This window comes from Thermobacillus sp. ZCTH02-B1 (assembly GCF_002159085.1).
Classification (GTDB): Bacteria; Bacillota; Bacilli; order Paenibacillales; family Paenibacillaceae; genus Thermobacillus.
In genome coordinates this window covers 101,695-124,693 of record NZ_LZRU01000043.1, presented here as the reverse complement: position 1 = coordinate 124,693, position 22,999 = coordinate 101,695, and the positions used below count along the sequence as shown (strand labels likewise).

Here is a 22,999-nt window from a genome sequence, read left to right as displayed (position 1 = left end):
CCATCATCACACGCAAGGAGTTGACACGGTTGCAGCAGACTGAACGGCAATCCATCGACTTGTCCAGGAAACCGCATCTCATCGACGCGGTCATCGGCAATTCCCGGATGCTGGCCGCCCTCGGCGCCGGCGGGCGCATGTATCGCCTGTGGTGGCCGCACATCGACACTCCGCAGCATCTGGACGAATGGCGGACCGGCATCCGGGTGGACGGCGGCCGGACGCTGTGGTTCGACAGCGAGGAGGACGGCTGGCGGTTCGAGGGCGGCTACGAGTCGGGCACCAACATCGTGCACGTCGAAGCCTCCCATCCCGAATGCCCGGTTGTGATCCGGTCGACGCACTTCGTTGCGGCGGACGCCGACGGTCTCGTCCGTCATTACCGGATCGTGAACAACGGCAGCCGGGCGTTGCGCCTGGAATTCATCCATTATTCCTCCTTCTGGATCGGCGAGACGCCGCATCATCAGGCGGTGCTCTTCGACGAACCGGCGGACGCGCTCGTCCATTACCGGGGGGCACGCGTCTTCGCGATCTCGGCGGACCGGAGCTGCACCGGATTCCACGCGGGCCTTACCCGCGAGCAGGCGGAATCCGGCCGTCTGGAGGGCCAGGAAGCGCAGCTCGGCGCCGGCGGCGCGCTGGCCTGGGCATTCCCGAACGTCGCACCCGGCGATGCCGTCGAGCTCACGCTGTACCTGGCCGCATCGGACCGGATCGAACCGGCGCTGGACAAAATTGCGGAGCTGCGCGCCGCCACGTTCGCCGGACTGCACGACCGGACCGCCGCCTGGTGGCGGGAATGGCTCCGCGCGGCCCGTCCGTGCCCGATCGCCGACGACCGGATCCGCAGCCTGTACGAGCGCTCGCTGCTCGTCATGAAGCTGATGAGCGACGAGCTGTCCGGCGCCGTCATCGCCGCGCCGGAGATGGACGAATCATACGCCCGCTCGGGCGGATACGGCTACTGCTGGGGCCGGGACGCCGCGTTCATCGCCAGCGCCTTCGATCTCGCCGGGCTCGGCGAACTGTCGGAGAAATTTTTCCGCTGGGCGCTCGCCGCGCAGGACCGCTCGGGCGCCTGGCAGCAGCGGCACTATCATGACGGAACGCTCGCGCCGTCATGGGGGCTGCAGATCGACGAGGGCGCCTCGATCCTCTGGGGCTTGTGGCGCCACCGCGAACTGACCGGCAGCGAGTGGGTGCTGAGCGACGAGGTATGGCGTGCGGTCGAAGCGGGCGCCGATTTCCTGGTCCGCATGCTGGACGACAACGGCCTGCCGAAGCCGACCCATGACCTGTGGGAAGAACGGGTCGCGCAGCACGCCTATTCCTCGGCGGCCGTTTACGGCGGCCTCGAAGCGGCCGCGCGCATCGCGGAAGCGCGGGGACGCCGGGATCGGGCCGACGTGTGGCGCGAAGCGGCGCAACGCGTGCGGGAAAGCATCTCCGCCCGCCTGTGGGACGGGTCGCGGGAATGCCATTACCGCTCGATCCGCCTGACCGTGCCGGAAGAACGGTACCGCGAGGCCGTCCGGGCGGGTGCCGGCGGCACGGTGCAGCGGACGGCGAAGGGCTATGTGAAGTATGTGCTGGACGTCGATCCCGTCGTCGACGCGAGCCTCCTGGGCCTTGCGATTCCGTTTGCGGCGCTCGACCCGGACGACGAGCGGATGGCGAAGACGGCCGACCGGGTGCAGGAGCTACTGTGGGTTCCCGACGTCGGCGGCATCAAGCGCTACGAGGACGACCGGTACATCGGCGGCAACCCGTGGATGCTGACCACGCTGTGGCTGGCGCAGTTCCGGATCGCCCAGGGACGAACGGAAGAAGCCGAGCGGCTGATCGAATGGGCGATCGACCATCAGACGTCCTTCGGCCTGCTGCCCGAGCAGATCGACAAGGACAGCGGCCAGGCGGCATGGGTCGTGCCGCTCACCTGGTCGCACGCGATGTTCGTCCTCGCTGTCCGGATGCTCGCCGACAGCCGGAGCGCCGGGGCCGGAAGCCATGCTTGACGCAAAATCCCGACGGTCAGATTCCCGATGATCCAAAATCCTTCCCGATGATCCAAATCCGGCAAGACGAAGTTCACGCCCGCGGGCGCACGAAGAAGCCCGGCCGTCTCCTCCGAACGGGGGATGCGGCCGGGCTTTCTTGCGCCGATCCTGCCCTCAGCCGGGAATGGGACGGACGGAGAGGGGCGCCCGTCGCGGATCCCGGTGCAGGAGGCCGGAACCGGAGCCGTTCCTCCAACGGGCCGGCATCGTCTTCCTCTGCTAAGACGCAAATCCTCCATCCGGCCCGACGCATCGAATTCGACGACATGCCCGTTCATCGACGGACACGCCGGTGCCCGATCCGACATGCAGGACGACGGCCCGTTCCTCTTCGCCGTCCGTGTCGAAATCCGCCAGATGCAGGCCGGGCGCAATGCCCCGCGGCGTCATGTATCCCCTGCCGAACTCATGTATCCCCAGCCGAACGACCGCTCGTGCCGTCCGATCCGCAGCACCACACCGTCGTCCGCGACGGGCCGACCTCGTTTTCCGCAACATCACCGGAAAAACGAAAAACCGCCGGCCGTACAGCCGACGGTTATGTTCGGGTAATGGTGGGTTCTCAGGGACTCGAACCCTGGACCTGATGATTAAGAGTCACCTGCTCTACCAACTGAGCTAAGAACCCAACGCAGATGATATCACGTTCGACAAGTCCGTGTCAACATCTTTGCGCAAAAAAATTTTGCCAGATGCGAAGCCTCCTGAATTCGTTTCGCCGTCCGCCGTCTGCCGGACGCGTCGAATCCGGTTCGACTGCATGCAAGCGGCAGACGGCAGGTGCCGCCGCTCGGGATGCCGGAACCGCTCGTGGACATGCCCGGCAAGACCGGTCTGCGCAAGGCCAAGGAAAAACAGCCCCGGAGGGGCTGCCTCGTTCATCGGTATGGTGGACCTTAGCGGGCTCGAACCGCCGACCTCTTCGCTGCCAGCGAAGCGCTCTCCCAGCTGAGCTAAAGGCCCGAGTCGTTCGATCGGCCGCGCATGGAATCAAATGCGGCAACGGAAGATAATATAGCACGAGTCCGGCCCGCCTGTCAACCATCTGACTTGTTTTCCATCGCATGTTTTTCGAGCAGATTGGTCAGCTCGCGCATGAACATGTTGATGTCCTTGAACTGCCGGTAGACGGACGCGAACCGGACGTACGCCACCTCGTCGACTGGATAGAGCAGCTCCATGACGAGTTCGCCGATCTCGCGGCTCTCGACCTCGGCCTTCGCCGTCGCGCGGATTTCCTTTTCGACCTCGGATACGAGCACCTCGAGCCGCTCGACCGGGACGGGCCGCTTCTCGCAGGCCTTGAGCAGACCGCGCAGAATCTTGTCGCGGCTGAACTCCTCGCGCCGGCCGTCCTTCTTGATGACGAAAAGGGGCGTCTCCTCGACCGTCTCGAACGTCGTGAAGCGGCGGAAGCACCGCTCGCATTCGCGGCGGCGGCGAATCGATTTGTTCTCGTTGGCCGGCCGCGAATCGAGCACCTTCGTGCCGGGATGTTCGCAATACGGACATTTCATCGGTTACGCAACCTCCAGACGTGGCGGGATCATCGGGCAGGCATGGGAACAATTCACCAGCGCCGAACCGTCATGATGCGCGTCGAATCGCACATAATACAGGTACCACACGCAAGGGAGGTGAGCGAAGATGCCGGGCGCAAACCGCAACAGCAATCAACTGGTCGTGCCGCAAGCGAATGCCGCACTGGACCAGATGAAGTATGAGGTTGCCCAGGAGCTGGGCATTGCCCTCCCGCAGGACGGGTACTACGGCAACATCACGACGCGTGAAGCCGGCTCCATCGGCGGTTACATCACGCGGAAGCTGGTGCAAATCGCCGAACAAACGCTGGCGGGTCAGTACAGGTAACGAAACCGATCCATCGCGGCAAATGAGGCTTTATCGTCGGGCCAGGTGCTTCCGCCGTAAGGGCGGCGGGCATCCGGCCTTTTTCATTGGGCGCGAAAGCGGCCGGATCCGTCACCACTCCGGATAGATCGATTTGTATTTATTATAAAAGTAATGAACGCGTTGTACATACCGCCGCGTCTCGCCGAACGGAATGTCGTCGCTCGTTTCGAGTCGTCCGTCCCAGACGCCTTCCGCGAGCCACGCGCGCACGTTTCCGGGGCCCGCGTTGTAGGCGGCGACGGCGGCTGCCGTGTTGCCGTCGAACTGCCGGAGCAGCGAGGCCAGATACCAGGTGCCCAGCTCGATGCCGACGTCCGCGCGGTCCCGGATGTTGTCCGGCGTCACGCCTTCGTAGCCCGCCCGCCGCGCGATCCATTCCGCCGTATCCGGCATGATCTGCATGATGCCGAGCGCGCCTTTGGACGACACCCTTCCGGTCCTGAAGTTCGATTCGACGCGGATGACGGCCGCGACGAGATGCGGCTCGACGCCGTGGACCAGCGCACTCGCCCGGATGTCGTCCCGGTAGGCGACCGGATACAGGCGCTGCTTCACCCAGGGGCTCTGTTCGGCATACAGGATCGCCGCGAGCAGCAATAATCCCGCCAGCAGCCATCCGCGCCTCTTGCTTCCGCGCCGCCTCATGGCTTCCGATTTCCCGCCAGCTCGCGCCAGAGCGCTTCCACCTGCCGCCCGGTCGATTCGAGACTTCCGCCGTTGTCGATGATCCAGTCCGCGAGTTCCTTCTTGCGTTCGATGTCCATCTGGGCGTTGATGCGCTCCAGGGCCTGCGCTTCGGTCAACTCCGGATTCCGCGCCATCAGCCGCCTGATTTGCACCTCGCGCGGCGCGTAGACGACCACCACGCCGTCGTACAGTCCCTGCTGGCCGGTCTCGTACAGCAGCGGAACGTCCGCGACGACGATCCGGCCGGGCTCGTCCGCCTTGACCCGCCGGATGCGCGACCACATGCGCTCGCGGATGGCCGGATGGGTGATCGCCTCCAGCCGCTTCCGCTTCTCCGGATCGGCAAACACGATCTCGCCCAGCTTCCGCCGGTCCAGCGTGCCGTCATCGCGGATGACGGCTTGTCCGAAGACGACGGCGATTTCGGCCAGCGCCGGCTCGCCCGGCATGACGACTTCGCGGGCGATCCGGTCGGCGTCGACGACGAAGGCGCCGCGTTCCGCCAGCATGGCGGCAACCGTGCTCTTGCCGCACGCGATGCCGCCGGTCAATCCGATGATCAATACCGTCACCTCATCACATGTCAATCAGTCGGGCGATGCCCGTCACGATCAGAATGAGTCCGGGCAGGACGGACACGGCCTTCGCGCCGCCGAACCGGAGCGCGAACTTCCGGCCGAACTTCAGTCCCGCCAGCAGAAAGGTGCCGCTCGCCGCGGCGATCAGCACGGATGCCGGAAGCGCGGGATAGCCGACCATCGCCGCCCCGATCCCCGCGCCGAGCGCATCGAGCGACAGCGCGAAGCCGAGCGGCACCGCCTCCGACGCGGAGATCGTGCCCGACCGGTCCGTATCGGCCGCATGCGGCGCGCGCAGAATACAGATAACCAGGCCGAGCCGGCGCAGCTCGATGCGCGCGAGGGTCGCTTCCCCGGCCCCTTCGTCCGCCGGCTCCCTCCCGTCCGCTTCGCATCCGTCCCCGCCGTCGTCGCCGCGCCGCAGCTGCGCGAGCGCCCACAGACCGACCGCGATCAGCAGCACGGCGCCCGCCGCTTGCGCGACCGTCGGCGGCAGAAAGCCTGTCAGCCAGCCGCCGGCCGTCATCGCGAGCCAGACGGCGGCTCCGGAGCAGGCCGCGATGATGAGGACGGACGGGACCGGAATCCGGATGCCGCGAATGCCGTAGGATGCGCCGACGCCGAATCCGTCGAGACTGACCGCCAGCGCGAGCAGCGCCAGCGACGCGCCCGTTGCGAACATGGAACGCCCCTCCCCGCACGGGCCCCCGAGGGCCGCCCAAAGATGACTATGCCATCATATGCGGGGATGGAACCGGGGTGATTACGTGGGGGATATCCGCCGCGGGATCGCGGCGGGCGCCTTGCCCCTGGGACTTCGCGCGCGGGCTTTTCGGTACGGCTGGCAGACCGGACAGACATGGGTGCCGCGCCCGCCGAGCACCGTCTTCACGATCGCTGTCCCGCAGGTCCGGCACGGCTCGCCCTCCCGGCCGTACACGTGCAGGCGGAGCTGGAACATCCCCATCTCTCCCTGGCCGTTCACATAGGATCTCACCGACGAGCCGCCCGCATCCACCGCCTCCCGCAGCGTCGCGCGGATCGCTTCGTGAAGCCGCGTCCACTCGGCCGGGCGAAGCGACGACGCCGGCCGCTCCGGATGGATGCCCGCCCGGTGCAGCGACTCATCCACATAAATATTGCCGAGCCCCGCGACATAGGCCTGGTTCAGCAGCAGCGGCTTGATCGGCGCCTTGCGATGGCCGAGCAGCCGGCGCAGCGCCTCCGCGGTGAAATCGTCCTCCAGCGGCTCGATCCCCAGCCTGCTCAGCGGCGGCTGTTCGAACTCCTCTCCCGGCCGGAACAGGTGCATCGTGCCGAACTGGCGGACATCCCGGTAGCGGAGATCCGTGCCGTCCGTCAGATGGAACAGCACGTGGGTGTGCTTCTCGACCGGCTCGTCCGAGGGGCAGACGCCGTACCGCCCCTCCATGCGCAGATGCGAGACGAGCACGAGGTCGTCCAGCACGAACCGCAGGAACTTCCCGCGCCGGTGGATGCTCCGGATCGTCCGTCCCTCGAGCGCCGCGGCGAACGCCTCCGGCTCCTCCGGCCGGCGGATGATGCGGGGAAGCCGCACCGTCACGGCGCGGATCGTCTTGCCGGCGACGAGTTCGTTCAGCGTGCGCGCCACGGTCTCGACTTCAGGCAGTTCCGGCATGTCGTCTCCCCCTCTCCTCCGGCGGCCGTTTCATTTCGCTTCGTACCAATTTTTTCCATAACTCACATCCGCTTTGAGCGGCACGTCCAGCGCGATCGCGTTCTCCATCACGTGCGGCACGAGCTCCTTCATCGTCTCGAGCTCGTCCTCCGGCACCTCGAACACGAGCTCGTCGTGCACCTGCAGCAGCATCCGGCTGCGCAGCCCGCGGGCCCTCAACTCCTCGTCCATCCTTACCATCGCGAGCTTGATGATGTCCGCGGCCGTGCCCTGGATCGGCGTGTTCATCGCGGTACGTTCCGCGAAGGAGCGGAGATTGTAGTTCGACGCGTTGATCTCCGGCAGATACCGCCGACGTCCGAGCAGCGTCGTCACGTAGCCGTCCCGGCGCGCCTGCTCGACGATGTCGTCCATGTAACGGCGCACGCCCCGGAACACCGCGAAATACTGCTCGATGAACGCCGCCGCCTGTTTGCGCGGGATTTTCAGGTTCGTCGCGAGCCCGTAGTCGCTGATGCCGTAGACGATCCCGAAGTTGACGGCCTTCGCCTGCCGGCGCATGTTCGCGTCCACCTGATCCGCCGGCACGCCGAACACGTCCATCGCCGTCTTCGTGTGGATGTCCATGCCGGAGCGGAACGCCTCCTTCAGCCGCTCGTCGCCGGAAATGTGGGCGAGCACCCGAAGCTCGATCTGCGAGTAGTCGGCGGCGAGGATGTACCAGCCCGGCTCGGACGGCACGAACGCCTTGCGGATGCGCCGGCCCTCCTCGATCCGGATCGGGATGTTCTGCAGGTTCGGGAACTGGCTCGAAAGCCTTCCGGTCGCGGCGATCGTCTGCCGGTAGTACGTGTGGACCTTGCCCGTCTCGCGGCGGATTTCCTTGAGCAGCCCCTCGATGTAGGTTGACTGCAGCTTCGAGAGCAGCCGGTATTTGAGGATGAGGCCGACGATCTCGTGGTACGGCTCCAGCTCCTCCAATACCTCGGCGTCCGTCGAATAGCCCGTCTTCGTCTTCTTCCGGGCGGGCAGCCCGAGCTTCTCGAACAGGATCTCGCCGAGCTGCTTCGGCGAGTTCAGGTTGAACTCGGTGCCGGCGAGCCGGTAGATCGCCGAGATCAGATCGGCGATCTGGCGCTCGAGCTCGCGGCCGATCGCCTCGAGCTCGTCCGCGTCGACCGCGACGCCCTGCCGCTCCATGCCGCACAGCACACGCGAGAGCGGCTGCTCGAGCTCATGGTAGAGCCGGCGCATGCCGAGCCGCTCGAGCTCCCGCTGCTGCAGCGGCGCGATCCGCCGGATCGTGTCGCACTTCCGCGCGAGGTGTCCGGCCAGCGTCTCCGCGTCCGGCACCGCGAACTTCGCGCCCTTGCCGTATACGTCGTCATCCGACCGGACCGGCGGCAGCCCGTATTTCGCCGCGAGGCTGCTGATGTCGTCGCCGCCTCCGGTCGGATCGAGCAGATAGGCGGCCAGCAGCACGTCGAAGCCGTAGCCGTCCAGCTCCATCCCGTCCCAGCCGAGGACGAGCGCGGCCTTGTGCAGATCATAGCCGGTCTTCGGCCGCTCCGGATCGGCCAGCCATTCCCGTACGGCGGAAGCGCCGGGCGACCGCAGCGCATCGGGATCGAGGACGTGCACGGCGTCGCCGATCGCGATCGCGACGCCGAGCAGCGCCGCCTGGTGCGGATTCTCGCCGGCCGTCTCGATCAGGACCGACTCGGCCCGCCGGAGCGCATCCGCGTCCAGCTCGCCGGCCGTAGCCGGCGTATGCCGCACGATCCGCAGCTCGACCGGCTCCGCCTGTTCCGCCCCGGCGGCCCCGTCCGCCGGCTCCGCTCCGGCGTCGTTCAGGCCAAGCCGCTCCATCAGCGAGCGGAAGCCGAGCTTCTTCATCACGGCGGCCAGCTTGTGCCGGTCCCATCCGTTGAACGCGATCTCCGCTTCGCCGCGGTCCAGCGGCACCTCGCGGAAGATCGTCGCGAGCTTCTTGCTCAACAGCGCGTCTTCCCGGTGCCGCTCGACGTTCTCGCGCATCTTGCCCTTCAGGTTCGCGGCGTTCGCGAGCACGTTCTCGACCGAACCGTACTCGCGCAGCAGCTTGAGCGCCGTCTTTTCGCCGACGCCCGGAATGCCGGGAAGGTTGTCCGACGGGTCGCCCATCAGCCCCTTCAGATCGATGATCTGCCGCGGTTCCAGCCCGTATTTTTCCCGGACCTTGTCCGGCGTGTACCGCTCCACCTCGCTGATCCCCTTGCGGGTGATCGCCACCGTCACGCGGTCCGAGACGAGCTGCAGCATGTCCTTGTCGCCCGTGACGATCAGCGTCTCCCTGCCGGCCTCCTCGGCGATCCGCGACAGCGTGCCGATGATGTCATCGGCCTCGTAATGTTCGAGCTCGTAATGCGCGACGCCGAGCGCGTCCAGAAGCTCCTTGATGAGCGGGAACTGCTCGCTCAGCTCCGGCGGCGTCTTCTCGCGCCCGCCCTTGTAATCCTCGTATCCTTCGTGCCGGAACGTCACCTTGCCCGCGTCGAACGCGACGAGCATGTGCGTCGGCTTCTCTTCTTCAATCAGCTTGAGCAGCATCGTCGCGAACCCGTACACGGCGTTCGTGTGCATGCCGGCGGCGTTCGTCAGCGTCGGCATGGCGAAGAACGCGCGGAACGCGATGCTGCTGCCGTCAATCAGGACCCATTTGTCCACTGGCCGCACCTCGCTATGAACCGTCTACCGACTACTATAACACATTCGCCCGTCCGTCGCCCGCTTTCAGGCAAAAACGCCGCCTCCGAATTCGGAAGCGGCGACGATCCGCGATATTCTGCGTTGTGCTTCCATTGGCTTTACGGCCAGAATGCGCAGCCGTTTGTAGTCGATGTGCCAGGCCCCGTCCGTGAACAGGGAGTCGCGCGTTTCGGATTCGCCGGCCGCGATCGCGGTTACTTTTTCCCCGTCGGTCAGCCCGTCGAAAAAGAAATCCGCGAACCCCCGCAGCCACACCCTGAGGCCCTTGTCCCCTTCCTTCATCGGCGTCGGGCGGTCGAAATGGGCGGCGTACACCGTTGGAACGCGGCGGCATGCGTCCCTTGCGCTTCGAACGGTACGTTGTACCGTTGCAGCCCGGGCATTCACCGGTTCAAATCCGGCCTGCGGTTCGTCACCAGATAGACGACCGCCTCGCCGATGTTCGTCGCGTGGTCGGCGATTCGCTCGAGATAGCGGCCGACGAAACTGAGCAGCATCGCCTGCGTCGAATCCTGCGCATCGGCCGGCCGGAGCGCGAACAGCTCCCGCAGCACGTTGCCGTAGATCGCGTCGACCGCATCGTCGTCGCGGGCCATTTTGTACGCGAGATCGACGTTCTCGTGCAGAAACGAACGGATCGATTCCCGCGTCATCGTCTGCACGAGCTCCGCCATCTTCGGCAGATCGACGAGCGGCTTGATCAGCTCCTGTCCTTCGAGGCGCAGCGCGGCCTTCGCGATGTCGACCGCGAGATCCCCCATCCGCTCCAGATCGTTCGAGATGCGGAACGCGACGAGGATGCGCCGCAAATCCTTCGCGACCGGCTGCTGCGTCGCGATCAGCCGCGTGCCGAGCTCGGCGACCCGCTCCTCCAGCCGGTTGAGCCCGGGATCCTCCGCGATCACCCGTCGCGCGGCCTCGCCGTCGAGCGTCTGCAGCGCCCGCATCGCCGCTTCGATCGCCCGCTCGACGCGTTCGCCCATTTCGAGCAGCAGCTCCTTCAGTTCTTCCAGGCCTTCATCAAAACCGACCCGCCTGATCATGCGCGTTCCACTCCTTTCCGCCGGATGATCCGTCATCCGAACCGGCCGCTGATGTAGTCCTCCGTCCGCCTGTCGGACGGATTCGAGAACAGCTTCTCCGTGTCCGCGCTTTCGACGACCTCGCCGTTCAGGAAGAACACGGTCCGGTCCGAGACGCGCGCCGCCTGGTGCATGTTGTGCGTCACCATCACGATCGTGTAGCGCTCCTTCAGCTGCTGCACCAGCTCCTCGATCTTCAGCGTCGAGATCGGGTCGAGCGCGGACGTCGCCTCGTCCATGAGCAGGATGTCCGGCTCGACCGCAAGCGCCCGGGCGATGCAGAGCCGTTGCTGCTGGCCGCCCGAGAGGCTGAGCGCGGAGCGCTTCAGATGATCCTTCACCTCGTCCCACAGCGCGGCGGCCTTGAGGCTCGCCTCCACGATCTCGTCGAGCCGGCTCTTCTTCCGGATGCCGTGCAGCCGCGGACCGAAGGCGACGTTGTCGTAAATCGATTTCGGAAAAGGATTCGGCTGCTGGAACACCATTCCGACCTTCTTGCGCAGCGTCTCGACGTCGACCTCCGGCGAGTAGATGTCCAACCCGTCGATCCGGATCCGCCCTTCGACCCGCGCGCCCGGGATGAGGTCGTTCATCCGGTTGAGCGAGCGGAGCAGCGACGACTTGCCGCAGCCGGACGGTCCGATGAAGGCGGTGACGGCCCGCTCCGGGATGTCGAGCGTCACGTTCTTCAGCGCGTGGAAGTCGCCGTAGTACAGATTGAGCCGTTCAATCTCGATGAGCGTTCGCATCGGTCGGAGCTGCGCGCGGCCGGCAAAGCCGTCGGTCATCGTCATGGACATGGGGCATTCCTCCGGATCGTCAGATTTGCTTCGAGTACTTGTTGCGCAGCAGAATCGCCGCGAAATTCATGAGCAGGAGCAGCGCGAGCAGCACGAGGATGCCGGCGGCGGCCAGCTCGTGGAATTCGGGCTGCGGGCGCGACATCCAGTTGAATATCTGGATCGGCATGACGGTGAACGGGTCCAGTACGCTCTTCGGCAGGAACGCGACGTAGGTGAGCGCGCCGATCATGATGAGCGGCGCGGTCTCGCCGATCGCGCGCGACATCGCGAGGATGACGCCCGTCAGGATCCCGGGCAGCGCCGACGGCAGCACCGCGCGCGACACGGTCTGCCACTTGTTCGCGCCGAGGGCGTAGGCCGCTTCGCGGCGCGACTTCGGCACGGCGCGCAGCGCCTCTTGCGCGGCGACGATGATGATCGGCAGCACGAGGATCGTCATCGTGAACGCGCCGGCAAGCAGGCTGCGCTGCAGCATGAGCATGCGAACGAACAGGGTGAGCCCCAGAATGCCGTAGACGATCGACGGAACGCCGGCCAGCGTGCGGATGTTGAGCCGGATCAGCCGGGTGAGGCGGCCGCGGCCCGCGTATTCCTCGAGCCATATCGCGGCGCCGACGCCCAACATGAAGCTGATCGGCAGCATGATGCCCAGCATGTACATCGAGCCGACGATCGCGGATTTCATGCCGGCGCGGTCCGCGCGGCGGGACGGGAAATGTTCGAACAGCTCGGGCCTCAGGCGCCCGATCCCGTCGATCAGGATGTCGATCAGCAGCGCGCACAGCGCGACGACGCCGACCGACGTCGCCGCGGCGAATAACAGATGAAGGCAAAAATCGATCTTCCGGCGGCGGGCGATTTGCTCCCGGTTCGCACTGCGCAGAAGGTCCATGGTCAATATTCCTCCCGGAATTTCCCGGCCACGTACTGCGCCAGCAGGTTCAGCAGGAGCGTGATGACGAACAGCGCCGTCCCGACCGCGAAGATGCTGCCGTACTCGATCGAGCCGCGCTGCGTGTCGCCGAGGCTGACCTGCACGATGTAGGCCGTCATCGTCTGGATGCTCTCGAGGGGATTCACCGTCAGATTCGGCGTCGCGCCGGCCGCCACGGTGACGATCATCGTCTCGCCGACCGCCCGCGAGAACGCGAGCACGAACGAGGCGACGATGCCCGACAGCGCCGCGGGCAGCACGATCTTGAGCGCCGATTCGAACCGCGTGGCGCCAAGCGCGTACGCGCCGTCGCGCAGGCTCTTCGGCACGGCGTTCATCGCGTCCTCGCTGAGCGACGTCACCATCGGAATGATCATGATGCCGACGACGATGCCGGCGCTCAGCGCGTTGAAGATGCCGGTCTCCGGAAAAATCGCCCGCACGATCGGCGTCATGAAACTCAGGGCAAAATAACCGTAGACGATCGTCGGAACGCCCGCGAGCACCTCGAGAATCGGCTTCACGACGTTCCGCATCCGGCGCGGCGCGTATTCGCTGAGATAGATCGCGCTCGCAAGCCCGACCGGCATCGCGACGGCGCAGGCGATGACCGTGATGAGCAGCGTGCCGGCGAGCAGCGGCAGTATGCCGAACGACTTCGGCTCGAAGAGCGGCGACCACCGCGTGCCGGTCAGAAATTCGACAATCGGAACGTCACGGAAGAAAAAGATCGTCTCCGACACCAGCGTATAGACAATGCCGACGCTCGTGATGATCGAGACCGAAGCGCACAGCCCGAGCAGCACGGGCATCAGCCGGTTCATGACCGATCGGCGCCCGTTCCGGAATGCCCGGGCGCCGGCGGCGCGGGCCCGTTTCGGCTTGGGGCCCGTCGCCCCGACGGCCTGCCCGGTCCGCAGACGTTCGACGTTCATGCAGCGAACCCTCCGTCTTTACGATTCCTTAACCTGTGAGGAAAAAAGGCGATGCCGCCGCGCGGCATCACGACATGCACCCGGTATCTGCCGGGCCGGCGCATCCGTCAGGCCCCGATCTTGGCCGCTTCTTCCGCGTACTTCTCGTCCGGAAGCGGCACGTAGCCGACGTCCTTTGCCAACCCGCCGACGTTCCCGATATAGAACCGGACGAAATCCTTCACTTCCGGCCTTTCCTCGAGCGCCTGGTTGTTGACGTAGATGAACAGCGGACGGGACAGCGGCGAGTAGGTGCCGTCTTTGATCGTATCAAGCGAAGGCGCGACCGGACCGCTGCCGCCGTCGATCGGCACGACCTTCAGCTTGTCCGTGTTCTCCTCGTAGTAGGCATAGCCGAAGTAGCCGATGCCTCCCTTGTTCCCGGCAACCCCCCGCACCAGCGTGTTGTCGTCCTCGCTGAAGCTGATTTGGCCGTCGCTGCGGATGCCCGCTTTTTCCAGGATGGCTTCGTTGAAGTAATCGTAAGTGCCGGAATCGGCGCCGGGCGAGAACAGCGTGATCTCCTCCGCCGGCCAGCCTTCGCGGACGTCCGCCCACGTCCTGACCCCGCTGCCTGCAACGAAGATCCGCTTCAGCTCTTCGATCGTCAGGTAGTCGACCCAGTCATTGTCCTTGTTCACGACCACCGACAGGCCGTCATACGCGATGCTCAGCTCCGTGTATGCAATGCCGGCTTCGGCGCAGACCTGCGCCTCCGAATCCTTGATCGGACGGGACGCGTCGGCGATCGGGATCTCGCCGGCACAGAACCGCTCGAACCCGCCGCCCGTGCCCGATGTGCCGACCGTCACGCGTACATCCGGCTGCTCCGCCGCATATTCTTCGGCCACGGCTTCCGTCAGCGGGTAAACCGTGCTGGAACCGTCGATCTCGATCGAGCCGGACAGCTTCGGCTGCTGCTCGCCGTTCCCGCCGCCGGCATTCTCCTTCGCTGCCTTCGCCTGCGAATCGACCGATCCGCCCGAGCCTCCCGAACCGCCGGCAGCGCTCGTCGTACCCCCTTCATTGCCGCCGTTTTCGCCATTTCCGCTTCCGCAAGCCGCCGCGAGCACCATCACGGCCGCCATGACAAACGGCAGAAATCCCTTGCGCAGCATCGACATTCGCGTACCACTCCTTGTGATTTGTCAGGGTATGCTGAAGGATTCCACCGCTTATGCTACCGGGCGAATGTCATATCCGGCCCCATGCTTTGTAAAGCGAATGTTAAATGTAAATTGTGAGGCGTCACGGGAAAACCAAAAGCCGACGGCGGCAACCATCGGCAATCGGGATCGGCATCATGCCGGCCATATGAAAACATCCGATGACGGAAACGGTCATCGGATGATCAAGATCGGCTCTGGAATCCCTTCAAAAAAATACGTTACGAATCCTCCATTAGAAGGAATTCCCGCGAACGCTGGCGAAATATGTTCGTGCAGGGAACACCGCGGCCTCCATGGCGCGCGGAGAGCGGCAAGGAGCGTCAAAATGGACGTCTTGGATGTCTTGGGTTTTCTTTTCTTCTCGGCACTCGAATGGCTGGCTTTGATCGTCTTTACGTTCGCCATTTTCAAGTTTCAGCTCCCCGGATACTGGGGACGGCTGTTATTGGCTTCCTTTATGCTTTCGCTTGTGTCCTACATGATTTTCATGGAATTGGAACTGGTCATGTACGGACCCCTGATCCAGATTCCGATCGTTATCCTTTATTTCTGGCAAAACTTCCGGATTCCAGTTTTCTATGCCGGACTGATGGTGGTGAATGGTTACGTCTTCTATACCTTGACACAGGCAGCCATTCTGATCGTTTTTCAAGCCCTCGGCATTACGATCATTCCAAACGAGGCCGAGGCGTTCGGCGCCCAAACGCTGACCGCCGGCATTGCTTTTCTGATTGCCTGGCTCTTGATTCGCTCGAATTGGGGTTTTACCTTCGTGCCGGACGCCGAACGCGTGAAAGTTCCCTGGAACAGACTCAATGTCCGTTTGCTCGTTATGATCATTTTGGGTTATATCGTGAATTCCCTGTACAACTTCCTTTATTTTATGGGTTTCAGGCCGTTCGTGGTGTTGTCGCTGGGTGCCATAGCGTTGGGGATTCTCCAGTATCATGTCTTCAAAAAGGAGTACCATGAGTTTGGTTGAATCTTGGGCCGAGAAATTGGCGATCAAAATCAAGCAGGCGAATCCGGAACAAACCGCAAGCGTTCCCGTCATGAAATTCGCTCTGATCATCGTCATCAATTTTACGGTTCCGGTTATCGCCGCCATGGCATTCGGCATTTCGACCGGTAAAGGGGCCGAAACGCTGACGGCAGTAAGTTATCTCTTGTGTTTACGCATGCTGTCGGGCGGGTACCATTTCGAGCGTCCGTTACCGTGCATGCTGATAACCTTTTTAATTGTCGCCGTTCCACCGCACATGGACATGGCCGAACAATGGACGCCGATCCTGACGGGAATAGCCTTGATACTCGTATTGCTGTTGGCTCCCGCCAACATGAAAGGATACAATACGATTCCCGAAACATACTATCCGCTGTTAAAAATTGTTTCCGCATTAATTGTGTGCAGCAATTTCCTTTTCTTTTCGGAAACGGCTGCCATCGTGCTGGCCGTACAGGGATTCACCCTGTTATTTCGGAACAAGGAGGTGAAATCGACATGAAGCAACTGGCGGCAAAGCTGTTGTCCGGTGTCCTGAACGGTATTGCCGGGATGTTCGTGAAAACGGCATCCCCGATGCTGTACCGTCCCGAGATCCCGGAAGAGCTGAAGAAGTAACCGCGCCGAGCATCAAGGGCTGCCCGCGGGGGTTTCGCCGCGGACAGCCCTTGGTCCCGATTATGGAGTGGATTGGATATGCGCTTCCCGGTAACCCGCGATCCGGGCAATTTCACCGAAGTAATCGAACTGGACCTGAGCGATGTCGACTTCATCGAGACGCATTCGTCCGGCTATGTCGTGTTCCACCGCGGGGATGAAATCTTCTATCCGCTGATTCCGAAACTGTCCGTGCTCGAGACGCACCTCGAGCGATTCGGATTCCTGCGCCTGGACCGGACGAATCTGAGCAATCTCGGGAAGATCAGGCGGTTCGACGAAGAGCGGCTGCTGGTCTTCTTCAGCGATACGGTAACGAAATCCAGCAAATATTCCACCGTCTCTACCAGAATGAAGCGAACGCTGAAAGAACGTCTCGCTTTCCGAAACGGGCAACGATAACCCGCCCCTTGTCCGGGGCGGGTTTTTCATTCCGCTCCTTCCACGAGCTCCGGCAGCTCGTCCAGCCGATCGATCCTTGCGGCCGGAACGATGCCGTGCTTCGCCAGATCGTGCCTCGGGCGATAGGCGGCGAACGCGACGCCGGCGCCGGCGGCCGCCGCGCCGTCAATCCACGAATCCCCCACCGCAAGCCAGCGATCGGGCGGGATGTCGGGACGTCGCGTGAGGATGGCGCGGATGCCGGCCGGCGAGGGCTTAAGCTCCGGTACCGATTCCCGGCCCGCGACGATGTCGAAGCAATGACGGATGCCGGTCTCGCAGAGCGCCCGCTCCGCGGCGGCCTCGGCGTTGTTCGTCAGCAGCGCGAGCGTAAGGCCGCGCCCGCGCAGCCGCTCCAGCGTCTCCCGCGCCCCCGGTTCCAGCGAGGCGCCGCGCAGCCCTTCCGCTTCGTGTCGGGCGCAGATCTCCCAGACCCGATCCAGCGCATCGCCGTCGAGTCCGCGCCCGACCGCGAGCTGAATGAGCGAAACCGTCGTGCCATCCTCCGCTTCGCCCGACGTGAGGTATCCTTCGCGGATGAGCCAGCCGCCCACTTCGCGCCGCATCGCCGCGTAGTCGATCCGGGAAGCGAGCAGCGTGTTGTCCATGTCAAAAAGGACCGCCCGTACGCGGAAGCGCGCCTTCGCCATCAGCGCTTCTCCCGGACGTAGAGCCGCGACGTCTCCTCCCAGATCTCGCCCGGCGCGAGGCTGAACAGCCCGATCTCCTCCGCCGGAAGATCGACGTTCGGCGCGTTCACGAGGTTGACCTGCGGTTCCGGACAGAAGAAGCCCTCGCGGGCGCCGTTGTTCCAGACCATCCAATGTTTCCAGGAGGTGCCGACATCGTAGATCAGCGTCACGCCGATCCGTTCATCGGTCAGCTCCATTCGGTTGCGGCCGTTCTGCGGCGCCGCCGTGTAATGGTTGTCCATCGGCGCGAAGAACGGGTAAACGCCGTCGGCCTTCATCGCTTCTTCCTCGGGGGAGAGCGGCTGCTTGCGGCCGGTCGGCAGCATCCGCCCGCTCAACTCCCACCGGCTGCCGATCGTCAGCTTCAGCTTATAGTCCCGCGCCGTGCTGCCCGGCGCAAACGGCGCATTGATCGCCGTATGGAAGGCAAGCAGCACCGGCATCTCCTCTTCACCTTCATTCACCAGCGTCAGATGCTGCGAAAGCCCGCGGGCTCCCAGCGCGTAGCGCAGCCGGATCGTGAATCGGAACGGCAGGTATTCGAACAGCTTCTGCCCCTTGTCCACCGTCAGCTTCACTTCCGCGTACGCTTCCTCGCCGTCCGCTCCGTGCCGGACCAGCTCCCAGACCGCGCTGTGCGCGTAGCCGTGCAGGTGGTTGTTCGTCGATTCCTCGTTCACCGGCAATTGATAGACGTTGCCGCGCCACTTGAGCCGGCCGTCCTCGTACCGGTTCGGCGGGAACAGTACCGGGATGCCGTGTACCGCCGGATTCGCCTTGAACGCTTCCATTTCCTCCGGCGCCGGCTCGCGCAGATAGCGATGGCCGCGCGCCGTGTCGCGGAACGCGATCAGGTTGCCGCCGATCTCCGGCAGCAGCGCCGCTTCGTACGAACCCGCGCGCAGCCATACCGCGCGCTCGCCCTGATATTCGCCGATGGCAGCCGAAATGACGCCCATGCCTCTCGTCGTCTCCTTTCCGTCGGATGCCGGTTACCCGCGATAGGCGGCAAGCTTCTGGTTGAGCGGCCGCGTCTGCGCATACACTTCGCGGTAAATGTCAAACAGGCCCCTGTAAGCCTCCACCGCTTCCGGATTCGGCTCGTAGGACGCGGCATGCTTCACGAACTTCGCCGCGCACGCGTCGAGGCTGTCGAACCAACCGCAGCCGTACGCCGCCAGCATCGCCGCGCCGAGCCCGGGACCCTGCTCGTTCTCGAGCGAAACGACCGTCGCGTCGAAGATATCGGCCTGCATCTGCAGCCAGACCGGGTTCTGCGCGCCGCCGCCGATCGAAATGACGCGGTTGATCGTCTTGCCCGTTCCGCGGAAGATCGCGATCGACTCGTTCAACGAGAACGTGATGCCCTCCATGACGGCCCGGGCGAAATGGTCCCGCGTGTGCGAGCCGTCCGCCCCGATGAAGCTCGCGCGGATGACGGAGTCCGCATGCGGCGTCCGCTCGCCGACCAGATACGGCGTGAACAGCAGGCCGCCGGACCCCGGTTTCACGTCTCCGACGCCGCGCAGGAAATCCGCGAACGATTCGTTCGGCGCAAACGTCTGCTTGAACCAGCTCAGCGAATAGCCGGCCGCGAGCGTCACGCCCATCGCATAGAAGGCGTCGGCCTTGCCGTGGTTGAAGAAGTGCACCTTGCCGGCGTAGTCGGTATCCCGGCTCTGCTCGTAGGTCAGGATGACGCCGGACGTGCCGATGCTGCACATCGTCAGCCCCGGAGACAGGATGCCGGCGCCGATCGCGCCGCAGGCGTTGTCCGCGCCGCCGGCGAACACCTTCGTGCCGGCTGCCAGGCCGGTCTTCTCCGCGATCTCCGGCAGCAGGCCGCCGACGTGATCATGCGATTCGACGAGCGGCGGGCAGAACGATTCCGGCAGGCCGAACGCGGCGAGAATCTCCGGGCTCCACCGCTTGTTCGCCACATCGAGCAGCAGCGTGCCGGCCGCGTCCGAATAGTCCATGCGGATTTCGCCCGTCAGCCGGTACCGCACATAATCCTTCGGCAGCACGAACCGTTTTGCCTTCGCGAAGGTGTCCGGTTCGTGCTTGCGGACCCACAGAATCTTCGGCAGCGTGAACCCTTCGAGCGCCGGATTGCGCGCGATGCCGAGCAGCTTGTCTCCGAGCGTCCGCTCGATCTCGCGACATTCGGCCGTCGTCCGCGTGTCGTTCCACAAGATCGCGTTTCTGACCGGCCGGTTCGCCTCGTCGAGCAGCACCAGGCCGTGCATCTGGCCGGAGAAGCTCAGCCCCTCGATTTCCTCCGGGCGCACGCCGGCGGTTGCCGTAAGTTCCCGCAGCGCGCCGATCGTCCCCTCGACCCAGTCCTCCGGCCGCTGCTCGCTCCAGCCGGAACGCTCGTGGAACAGCGGATAGCTTTTCGACGCTTCCGCCCGCACCTTGCCTTCCCGGTCGACCAGCAGAACCTTCACCGCGCTCGTGCCGAGGTCGACGCCGATGACGTAGCTCATGCACAACATTCCTCCCGCAGGGAGCCTCCCGGCTCCCGGATTTTCGGAATTCCGTCCGGTCAGGGACGAACAGCCGGCCATAAGCGGCCGGCTGCGTTCGTCTGGTCCGACAAGCCCGTCATACGCTGAAAATGATTTCGTTGAGAATCATCTTGATTTGTTCCTGACGGCCCGAGCGGTTGACGATCGGCTTGTTCTGGAGCGCGTAGGCCTCGAGGCTCTTCAGCGTCGCCTTGCCTTCCACGATGTCTTTGCCGATGCCCTCGCGGAACGAAGCGTAGCGCTCTTCGATGATCTTGTCGAGGACGCGTTCCTCGATGATCTTCGCGGCCGCCTTCAGGCCCCAAGCGAACGTGTCGACGCCCGCGATGTGCGCGAGGAACAGATCCTCCGGCTCGAACGAGCCGCGGCGAACCTTCGCGTCGAAGTTGACACCGCCGGTCGTGAAGCCGCCCGCCTTCAGGATTTCGTACATCGCCAGCGTGACGCTGTAAATGTCGGTCGGGAATTCGTCGGTATCCCAGCCGAGCAGCAGGTCACCCTGGTTCGCGTCGATCGAGCCGAGCACGCCGTTGATCGCCGCGACGCGGAGCTCATGCTCGAACGTGTGACCCGCCAGCGTCGCGTGGTTCGCCTCGATGTTCAGCTTGAAATGATCCTTCAGGCCGTATTTTTGCAGGAAGGCGATCGTCGTTGCCGCGTCGAAGTCGTACTGGTGCTTCGTCGGCTCCTTCGGTTTCGGCTCGATCAGGAACTGCGCCTTCAGGCCGATCTCCTTCGCATATTCAATCGCCATGTGGTAGAAGCGGGCCAGGTTGTCGAGCTCAAGCGCCATGTCGGTGTTGAGCAGCGTCTCGTAGCCTTCGCGGCCGCCCCAGAAGACGTAGTTCGCCGCGTCGAGCTCCTTGGCCACCTCGAGCATCTTCTTCACCTGGGCCGCGGCATGGGCGTATACATCGGCATTGCAGGACGTCGCCGCACCGAACACGTAGCGCGGATGCGTGAACAGGTTCGCCGTGTTCCAGAGCAGCTTCTTGCCCGTCGACTGCTGGTACTCCTTCAGCATCGCGACGATCGTGTCGATGTTCTTGTGCGTCTCCTGCAGCGTGTCGCCTTCCGGCGCGATGTCGACATCATGGAAGCAATAGAAGTTGATGCCCGTTTTCTCCAGAAATTCGAAGTTCGCCTCGACCCGCGCCTTCGCCTTGTCCATGCCGTCGTACTTGTCCCAGCTCCGGATCATCGTGCCGGCGCCGAACGGGTCCGTGCCGGCGCCCGTGAACGTGTGCCAGTACGCGACGGCGAAGCGGAGATGCTCCTCCATCGTCTTGCCGAGCACGACTTCCTTCGGGTTGTAGTGCTTGTACGCGTAGGGATTGTCCGAGCCCCTGCCCTCGTACTCGATCTTGCCGACGTTCTCGAAATAGGCCATTGCCGACTGACGCCTCCTTGCATTGGAATTCGAAGAAAAACTTGCGCGCATGAAAACGCTTCGATTTCTATTATAGCGCGCTCCACTTTGTTTGTCTATTAAACAAACTAAGAAAGTTCTTGTAATTTTTTAAGTTTTCCGGGCTTCACCGGCTGTCGCGACCGGAAGATCCGCATGTTTCGCGGGCACGATCAAGCTGAAAATTGTAGCACCGCCGTCCGCGGGAAATTGTGAGAATTGTCACATCCTTTTGCAATTGCATATCGCCCGTCCGCCTTTTCTATGTTATGATTACGGGGATGCGCCTTGTCGAAACCCGGCGCACACCGGGCGACCCACGATAAGGCGAACGGACAGGCACGGAAGGGATTGGACGATGCACAGACTGAGCGGCACGGGCGATTCCGCCCTCATCAGACGAATCAATACCGCCATCGTGCTGGAATGCATTCGGAACGAATCGCCGCTCTCCCGCGCTCGCATTTCGGAGCGGACCGGTCTGAACAAGGCGACGGTGTCCAGCCTCGTCGCCAGCCTGATCGACGCCGGCCTCGTGTCGGAGATCGGCACCGGCGAGTCGAGCGGCGGCCGGAAACCGGTCCTGCTGCTGTTCAACGCCGGGGCCGGCCACGCGATCGGCATCGACGTCGGCGTGAATTATATCCGCGGGCTGCTGGCCGATCTGGCGGGCAACCCGGTCGCGCGCCGCGAGATCCGAATCGCGAGGCGCGGACCGGACGAGGTGCTGCCCCTCCTGTACGACGCGATCGGCGAGCTGATCGCCGAGGCGCCGCCGAGCCGGTACGGCATCGTCGGCATCGGCGTTGGCGTCTCGGGCATCGTGGACGGAAGCGGAACGGTGCTGTTCGCGCCGAACCTCGAGTGGCGGAACGTGCCGCTCGGGAAGTTGATCGCGGAGCGTTTCCAATTGCCCTGCGTCGTCGACAACGAGGCGAACGCCGGCGCCGCCGGCGAGCTCGCCTACGGAGCGGGACGCGGCTTTCAGGACCAGATCTACGTGAGCGTCGGGATCGGCATCGGCACCGGCATCATCATCAACCGGGAACTGTACCGCGGCAAGTCCGGTTCCTCGGGCGAGCTCGGCCACATGTCCGTCGAGGCGGACGGCCGCCGGTGCAGCTGCGGCAATCTGGGCTGCTGGGAGCTGTACGCCTCCGAGAAATCGCTGCTCGAACACGGCGAACCGTACGCCTCCTTCGAGGCGGCGACGGCCGCGGCAGAAGGCGGCGACGAACAGGCCGCGCGCCTGCTCGGGGCGATCGGCCGGTATCTGGGCATCGGGATCGCGAACATCGTGAACATTTTCAATCCGGAGGCGGTCATCCTCGGCAACCGGGTCTGCATCGCCGAGCGGTTCGTCCGCGGCGCCATCGAACGCGAGATCGCGACCCGCACGCAGAGCTACAACCGGGCGGGCCTGCGCCTCCTGTTCGCCGAGCTCGGCGAACATTCCGCGGTGCGCGGAGCCGCGGGCTACGCCATCAGCCGCTTCTTCGACAGCCTGAACGGCCCGTCCGCGGGTTGACCTCCGCGCATCCGCTCCCCGCGCCCGTCCCGGGTACACCGCGAGGGAGCGTTTTCCGCTTGCCACTGCGCGCCCGCGTTTGTCTCCCGCGGGCGGTCCGGTACGGTCCGCCGGCGGCTGCTGCGGGCGCTCA

The 22,999-nt window shown here is 64.3% G+C and carries 23 protein-coding genes and 2 tRNA genes; 7 read left to right on the top strand and 18 right to left on the bottom strand.

The window, feature by feature from the left end:
• The first annotated feature begins 29 nt into the window (after nt 1–29).
• Nucleotides 30–2,018, top strand: a complete 1,989-nt coding sequence (locus A9Z00_RS15220; protein WP_296979215.1) for a glycoside hydrolase family 15 protein — start codon at nt 30–32, stop codon at nt 2,016–2,018.
• Between the two features lie 594 nt (nt 2,019–2,612).
• Here the strand turns inward: A9Z00_RS15220 and A9Z00_RS15215 are convergent.
• The 3 genes from A9Z00_RS15215 to nrdR all read right to left on the bottom strand — a co-directional run bounded on the left by A9Z00_RS15215 (nt 2,613) and on the right by nrdR (nt 3,577).
• Nucleotides 2,613–2,688: transfer RNA gene (locus tag A9Z00_RS15215), tRNA-Lys, on the bottom strand.
• Nucleotides 2,689–2,947: 259 nt separating this feature from the next.
• Nucleotides 2,948–3,023 (bottom strand) — tRNA-Ala (locus A9Z00_RS15210).
• Between the two features lie 74 nt (nt 3,024–3,097).
• Entirely contained in the window at nt 3,098–3,577 is a 480-nt protein-coding gene (nrdR, locus tag A9Z00_RS15205) for a transcriptional regulator NrdR (RefSeq protein WP_296979213.1), read from the bottom strand.
• Nucleotides 3,578–3,707: 130 nt separating this feature from the next.
• On the opposite strand from nrdR, the gene A9Z00_RS15200 reads away from it, so the two are divergent.
• The gene (locus A9Z00_RS15200; protein WP_296979210.1) at nt 3,708–3,929 is read left to right on the top strand and encodes an alpha/beta-type small acid-soluble spore protein; all 222 of its coding nucleotides are present in this window, start codon (nt 3,708–3,710) and stop codon (nt 3,927–3,929) included.
• 111 nt (nt 3,930–4,040) lie between these two features.
• On the opposite strand, the gene A9Z00_RS15195 is transcribed toward A9Z00_RS15200, so the two are convergent.
• The 11 genes from A9Z00_RS15195 to A9Z00_RS15145 form a co-directional block, all read right to left on the bottom strand.
• Nucleotides 4,041–4,616, bottom strand: coding sequence for a lytic transglycosylase domain-containing protein (locus A9Z00_RS15195; RefSeq protein ID WP_296979209.1), 576 nt, complete (start codon nt 4,614–4,616; stop codon nt 4,041–4,043).
• Nucleotides 4,613–5,221, bottom strand: a complete 609-nt coding sequence (gene coaE, locus A9Z00_RS15190) for a dephospho-CoA kinase (protein ID WP_296979207.1) — start codon at nt 5,219–5,221, stop codon at nt 4,613–4,615. The genes A9Z00_RS15195 and coaE overlap by 4 nt, the downstream gene beginning before the upstream one ends.
• A gap of 13 nt (nt 5,222–5,234) precedes the next feature.
• Nucleotides 5,235–5,918, bottom strand: coding sequence for a sporulation membrane protein YtaF (gene ytaF / locus A9Z00_RS15185; protein ID WP_296979204.1), 684 nt, complete (start codon nt 5,916–5,918; stop codon nt 5,235–5,237).
• Between the two features lie 81 nt (nt 5,919–5,999).
• The gene (gene mutM / locus A9Z00_RS15180) at nt 6,000–6,896 is read right to left on the bottom strand and encodes a DNA-formamidopyrimidine glycosylase (RefSeq protein ID WP_296979203.1); all 897 of its coding nucleotides are present in this window, start codon (nt 6,894–6,896) and stop codon (nt 6,000–6,002) included.
• Nucleotides 6,897–6,926: 30 nt separating this feature from the next.
• Nucleotides 6,927–9,602, bottom strand: a complete 2,676-nt coding sequence (gene polA / locus A9Z00_RS15175) for a DNA polymerase I (protein ID WP_296979201.1) — start codon at nt 9,600–9,602, stop codon at nt 6,927–6,929.
• Between the two features lie 66 nt (nt 9,603–9,668).
• On the bottom strand, nt 9,669–9,959 hold the full coding sequence (locus A9Z00_RS15170) for a hypothetical protein (protein ID WP_296979199.1): 291 nt from the start codon (nt 9,957–9,959) through the stop codon (nt 9,669–9,671).
• 68 nt (nt 9,960–10,027) lie between these two features.
• Nucleotides 10,028–10,687, bottom strand: coding sequence for a phosphate signaling complex protein PhoU (phoU, locus tag A9Z00_RS15165; protein WP_296979197.1), 660 nt, complete (start codon nt 10,685–10,687; stop codon nt 10,028–10,030).
• A gap of 32 nt (nt 10,688–10,719) precedes the next feature.
• Complete coding sequence (gene pstB / locus A9Z00_RS15160; RefSeq protein WP_296979240.1) at nt 10,720–11,475, bottom strand: phosphate ABC transporter ATP-binding protein PstB; 756 nt, start codon at nt 11,473–11,475, stop codon at nt 10,720–10,722.
• Nucleotides 11,476–11,545: 70 nt separating this feature from the next.
• The gene (pstA, locus tag A9Z00_RS15155; RefSeq protein WP_296979195.1) at nt 11,546–12,421 is read right to left on the bottom strand and encodes a phosphate ABC transporter permease PstA; all 876 of its coding nucleotides are present in this window, start codon (nt 12,419–12,421) and stop codon (nt 11,546–11,548) included.
• A 2-nt stretch (nt 12,422–12,423) separates the two neighbouring features.
• Nucleotides 12,424–13,287 carry a phosphate ABC transporter permease subunit PstC gene (gene pstC, locus A9Z00_RS15150; protein ID WP_296979238.1) on the bottom strand — a complete coding sequence of 288 codons (864 nt, stop codon included), beginning with the start codon at nt 13,285–13,287 and terminating at the stop codon, nt 12,424–12,426.
• Nucleotides 13,288–13,505: 218 nt separating this feature from the next.
• Nucleotides 13,506–14,561, bottom strand: coding sequence for a PstS family phosphate ABC transporter substrate-binding protein (locus A9Z00_RS15145; RefSeq protein ID WP_296979193.1), 1,056 nt, complete (start codon nt 14,559–14,561; stop codon nt 13,506–13,508).
• Here A9Z00_RS15145 and A9Z00_RS15140 point away from each other — a divergent pair.
• From A9Z00_RS15140 to A9Z00_RS15125, 4 genes are all read left to right on the top strand, one after another.
• A complete protein-coding gene (locus A9Z00_RS15140) occupies nt 14,545–15,588 on the top strand; it encodes a hypothetical protein (RefSeq protein WP_296979192.1) in 1,044 nt (347 codons plus the stop codon). The two genes, A9Z00_RS15145 and A9Z00_RS15140, sit on opposite strands and share 17 nt — an antisense overlap.
• Nucleotides 15,581–16,111, top strand: coding sequence for an accessory gene regulator B family protein (locus A9Z00_RS15135; protein WP_296979189.1), 531 nt, complete (start codon nt 15,581–15,583; stop codon nt 16,109–16,111). Before A9Z00_RS15140 ends, A9Z00_RS15135 begins: the two co-directional genes overlap by 8 nt.
• On the top strand, nt 16,108–16,227 hold the full coding sequence (locus tag A9Z00_RS15130) for a cyclic lactone autoinducer peptide (protein ID WP_296979188.1): 120 nt from the start codon (nt 16,108–16,110) through the stop codon (nt 16,225–16,227). Before A9Z00_RS15135 ends, A9Z00_RS15130 begins: the two co-directional genes overlap by 4 nt.
• 78 nt (nt 16,228–16,305) lie before the next feature.
• Nucleotides 16,306–16,668 (top strand): LytTR family transcriptional regulator DNA-binding domain-containing protein, encoded by a 363-nt coding sequence (locus A9Z00_RS15125; RefSeq protein ID WP_296979186.1) that lies wholly within the window; start codon nt 16,306–16,308, stop codon nt 16,666–16,668.
• 26 nt (nt 16,669–16,694) lie between these two features.
• Here the strand turns inward: A9Z00_RS15125 and A9Z00_RS15120 are convergent, their stop codons facing one another.
• The 4 genes from A9Z00_RS15120 to xylA all read right to left on the bottom strand — a co-directional run bounded on the left by A9Z00_RS15120 (nt 16,695) and on the right by xylA (nt 21,320).
• Nucleotides 16,695–17,357 (bottom strand): HAD family hydrolase, encoded by a 663-nt coding sequence (locus tag A9Z00_RS15120; RefSeq protein WP_296979184.1) that lies wholly within the window; start codon nt 17,355–17,357, stop codon nt 16,695–16,697.
• The gene (locus A9Z00_RS15115) at nt 17,357–18,358 is read right to left on the bottom strand and encodes an aldose 1-epimerase (RefSeq protein WP_296979182.1); all 1,002 of its coding nucleotides are present in this window, start codon (nt 18,356–18,358) and stop codon (nt 17,357–17,359) included. Before A9Z00_RS15115 ends, A9Z00_RS15120 begins: the two co-directional genes overlap by 1 nt.
• A 33-nt stretch (nt 18,359–18,391) precedes the next feature.
• Nucleotides 18,392–19,888 (bottom strand): xylulokinase, encoded by a 1,497-nt coding sequence (xylB, locus tag A9Z00_RS15110; protein WP_296979179.1) that lies wholly within the window; start codon nt 19,886–19,888, stop codon nt 18,392–18,394.
• Between the two features lie 118 nt (nt 19,889–20,006).
• Nucleotides 20,007–21,320: a xylose isomerase gene (gene xylA, locus A9Z00_RS15105; RefSeq protein ID WP_296979177.1), complete on the bottom strand. Its 1,314-nt coding sequence runs from the start codon at nt 21,318–21,320 to the stop codon at nt 20,007–20,009.
• 376 nt (nt 21,321–21,696) lie between these two features.
• Between xylA and A9Z00_RS15100 the strand changes: the two genes are divergently transcribed.
• A complete protein-coding gene (locus A9Z00_RS15100; RefSeq protein WP_296979176.1) occupies nt 21,697–22,866 on the top strand; it encodes an ROK family transcriptional regulator in 1,170 nt (389 codons plus the stop codon).
• Nucleotides 22,867–22,999 lie beyond the last annotated feature (133 nt).

Excerpts from the sequence above, each read along its gene's own strand:
- xylB (WP_296979179.1), bottom strand. The coding sequence starts at position 19,888 with ATGAGCTACGTCATCGGCGTCGACCTCGGCACGAGCGCGGTGAAGGTT.
- A9Z00_RS15115 (WP_296979182.1), bottom strand. The coding sequence starts at position 18,358 with ATGGGCGTCATTTCGGCTGCCATCGGCGAATATCAGGGCGAGCGCGCG.
- phoU (WP_296979197.1), bottom strand. The coding sequence starts at position 10,687 with ATGATCAGGCGGGTCGGTTTTGATGAAGGCCTGGAAGAACTGAAGGAG.
- A9Z00_RS15130 (WP_296979188.1), top strand. The coding sequence starts at position 16,108 with ATGAAGCAACTGGCGGCAAAGCTGTTGTCCGGTGTCCTGAACGGTATT.
- A9Z00_RS15120 (WP_296979184.1), bottom strand. The coding sequence starts at position 17,357 with ATGGCGAAGGCGCGCTTCCGCGTACGGGCGGTCCTTTTTGACATGGAC.
- A9Z00_RS15195 (WP_296979209.1), bottom strand. The coding sequence starts at position 4,616 with ATGAGGCGGCGCGGAAGCAAGAGGCGCGGATGGCTGCTGGCGGGATTA.
- pstC (WP_296979238.1), bottom strand. The coding sequence starts at position 13,287 with ATGAACCGGCTGATGCCCGTGCTGCTCGGGCTGTGCGCTTCGGTCTCG.
- xylA (WP_296979177.1), bottom strand. The coding sequence starts at position 21,320 with ATGGCCTATTTCGAGAACGTCGGCAAGATCGAGTACGAGGGCAGGGGC.
- A9Z00_RS15125 (WP_296979186.1), top strand. The coding sequence starts at position 16,306 with ATGCGCTTCCCGGTAACCCGCGATCCGGGCAATTTCACCGAAGTAATC.
- mutM (WP_296979203.1), bottom strand. The coding sequence starts at position 6,896 with ATGCCGGAACTGCCTGAAGTCGAGACCGTGGCGCGCACGCTGAACGAA.
- A9Z00_RS15100 (WP_296979176.1), top strand. The coding sequence starts at position 21,697 with ATGCACAGACTGAGCGGCACGGGCGATTCCGCCCTCATCAGACGAATC.
- A9Z00_RS15200 (WP_296979210.1), top strand. The coding sequence starts at position 3,708 with ATGCCGGGCGCAAACCGCAACAGCAATCAACTGGTCGTGCCGCAAGCG.
- pstB (WP_296979240.1), bottom strand. The coding sequence starts at position 11,475 with ATGCGAACGCTCATCGAGATTGAACGGCTCAATCTGTACTACGGCGAC.
- nrdR (WP_296979213.1), bottom strand. The coding sequence starts at position 3,577 with ATGAAATGTCCGTATTGCGAACATCCCGGCACGAAGGTGCTCGATTCG.
- ytaF (WP_296979204.1), bottom strand. The coding sequence starts at position 5,918 with ATGTTCGCAACGGGCGCGTCGCTGGCGCTGCTCGCGCTGGCGGTCAGT.
- A9Z00_RS15145 (WP_296979193.1), bottom strand. The coding sequence starts at position 14,561 with ATGTCGATGCTGCGCAAGGGATTTCTGCCGTTTGTCATGGCGGCCGTG.
- pstA (WP_296979195.1), bottom strand. The coding sequence starts at position 12,421 with ATGGACCTTCTGCGCAGTGCGAACCGGGAGCAAATCGCCCGCCGCCGG.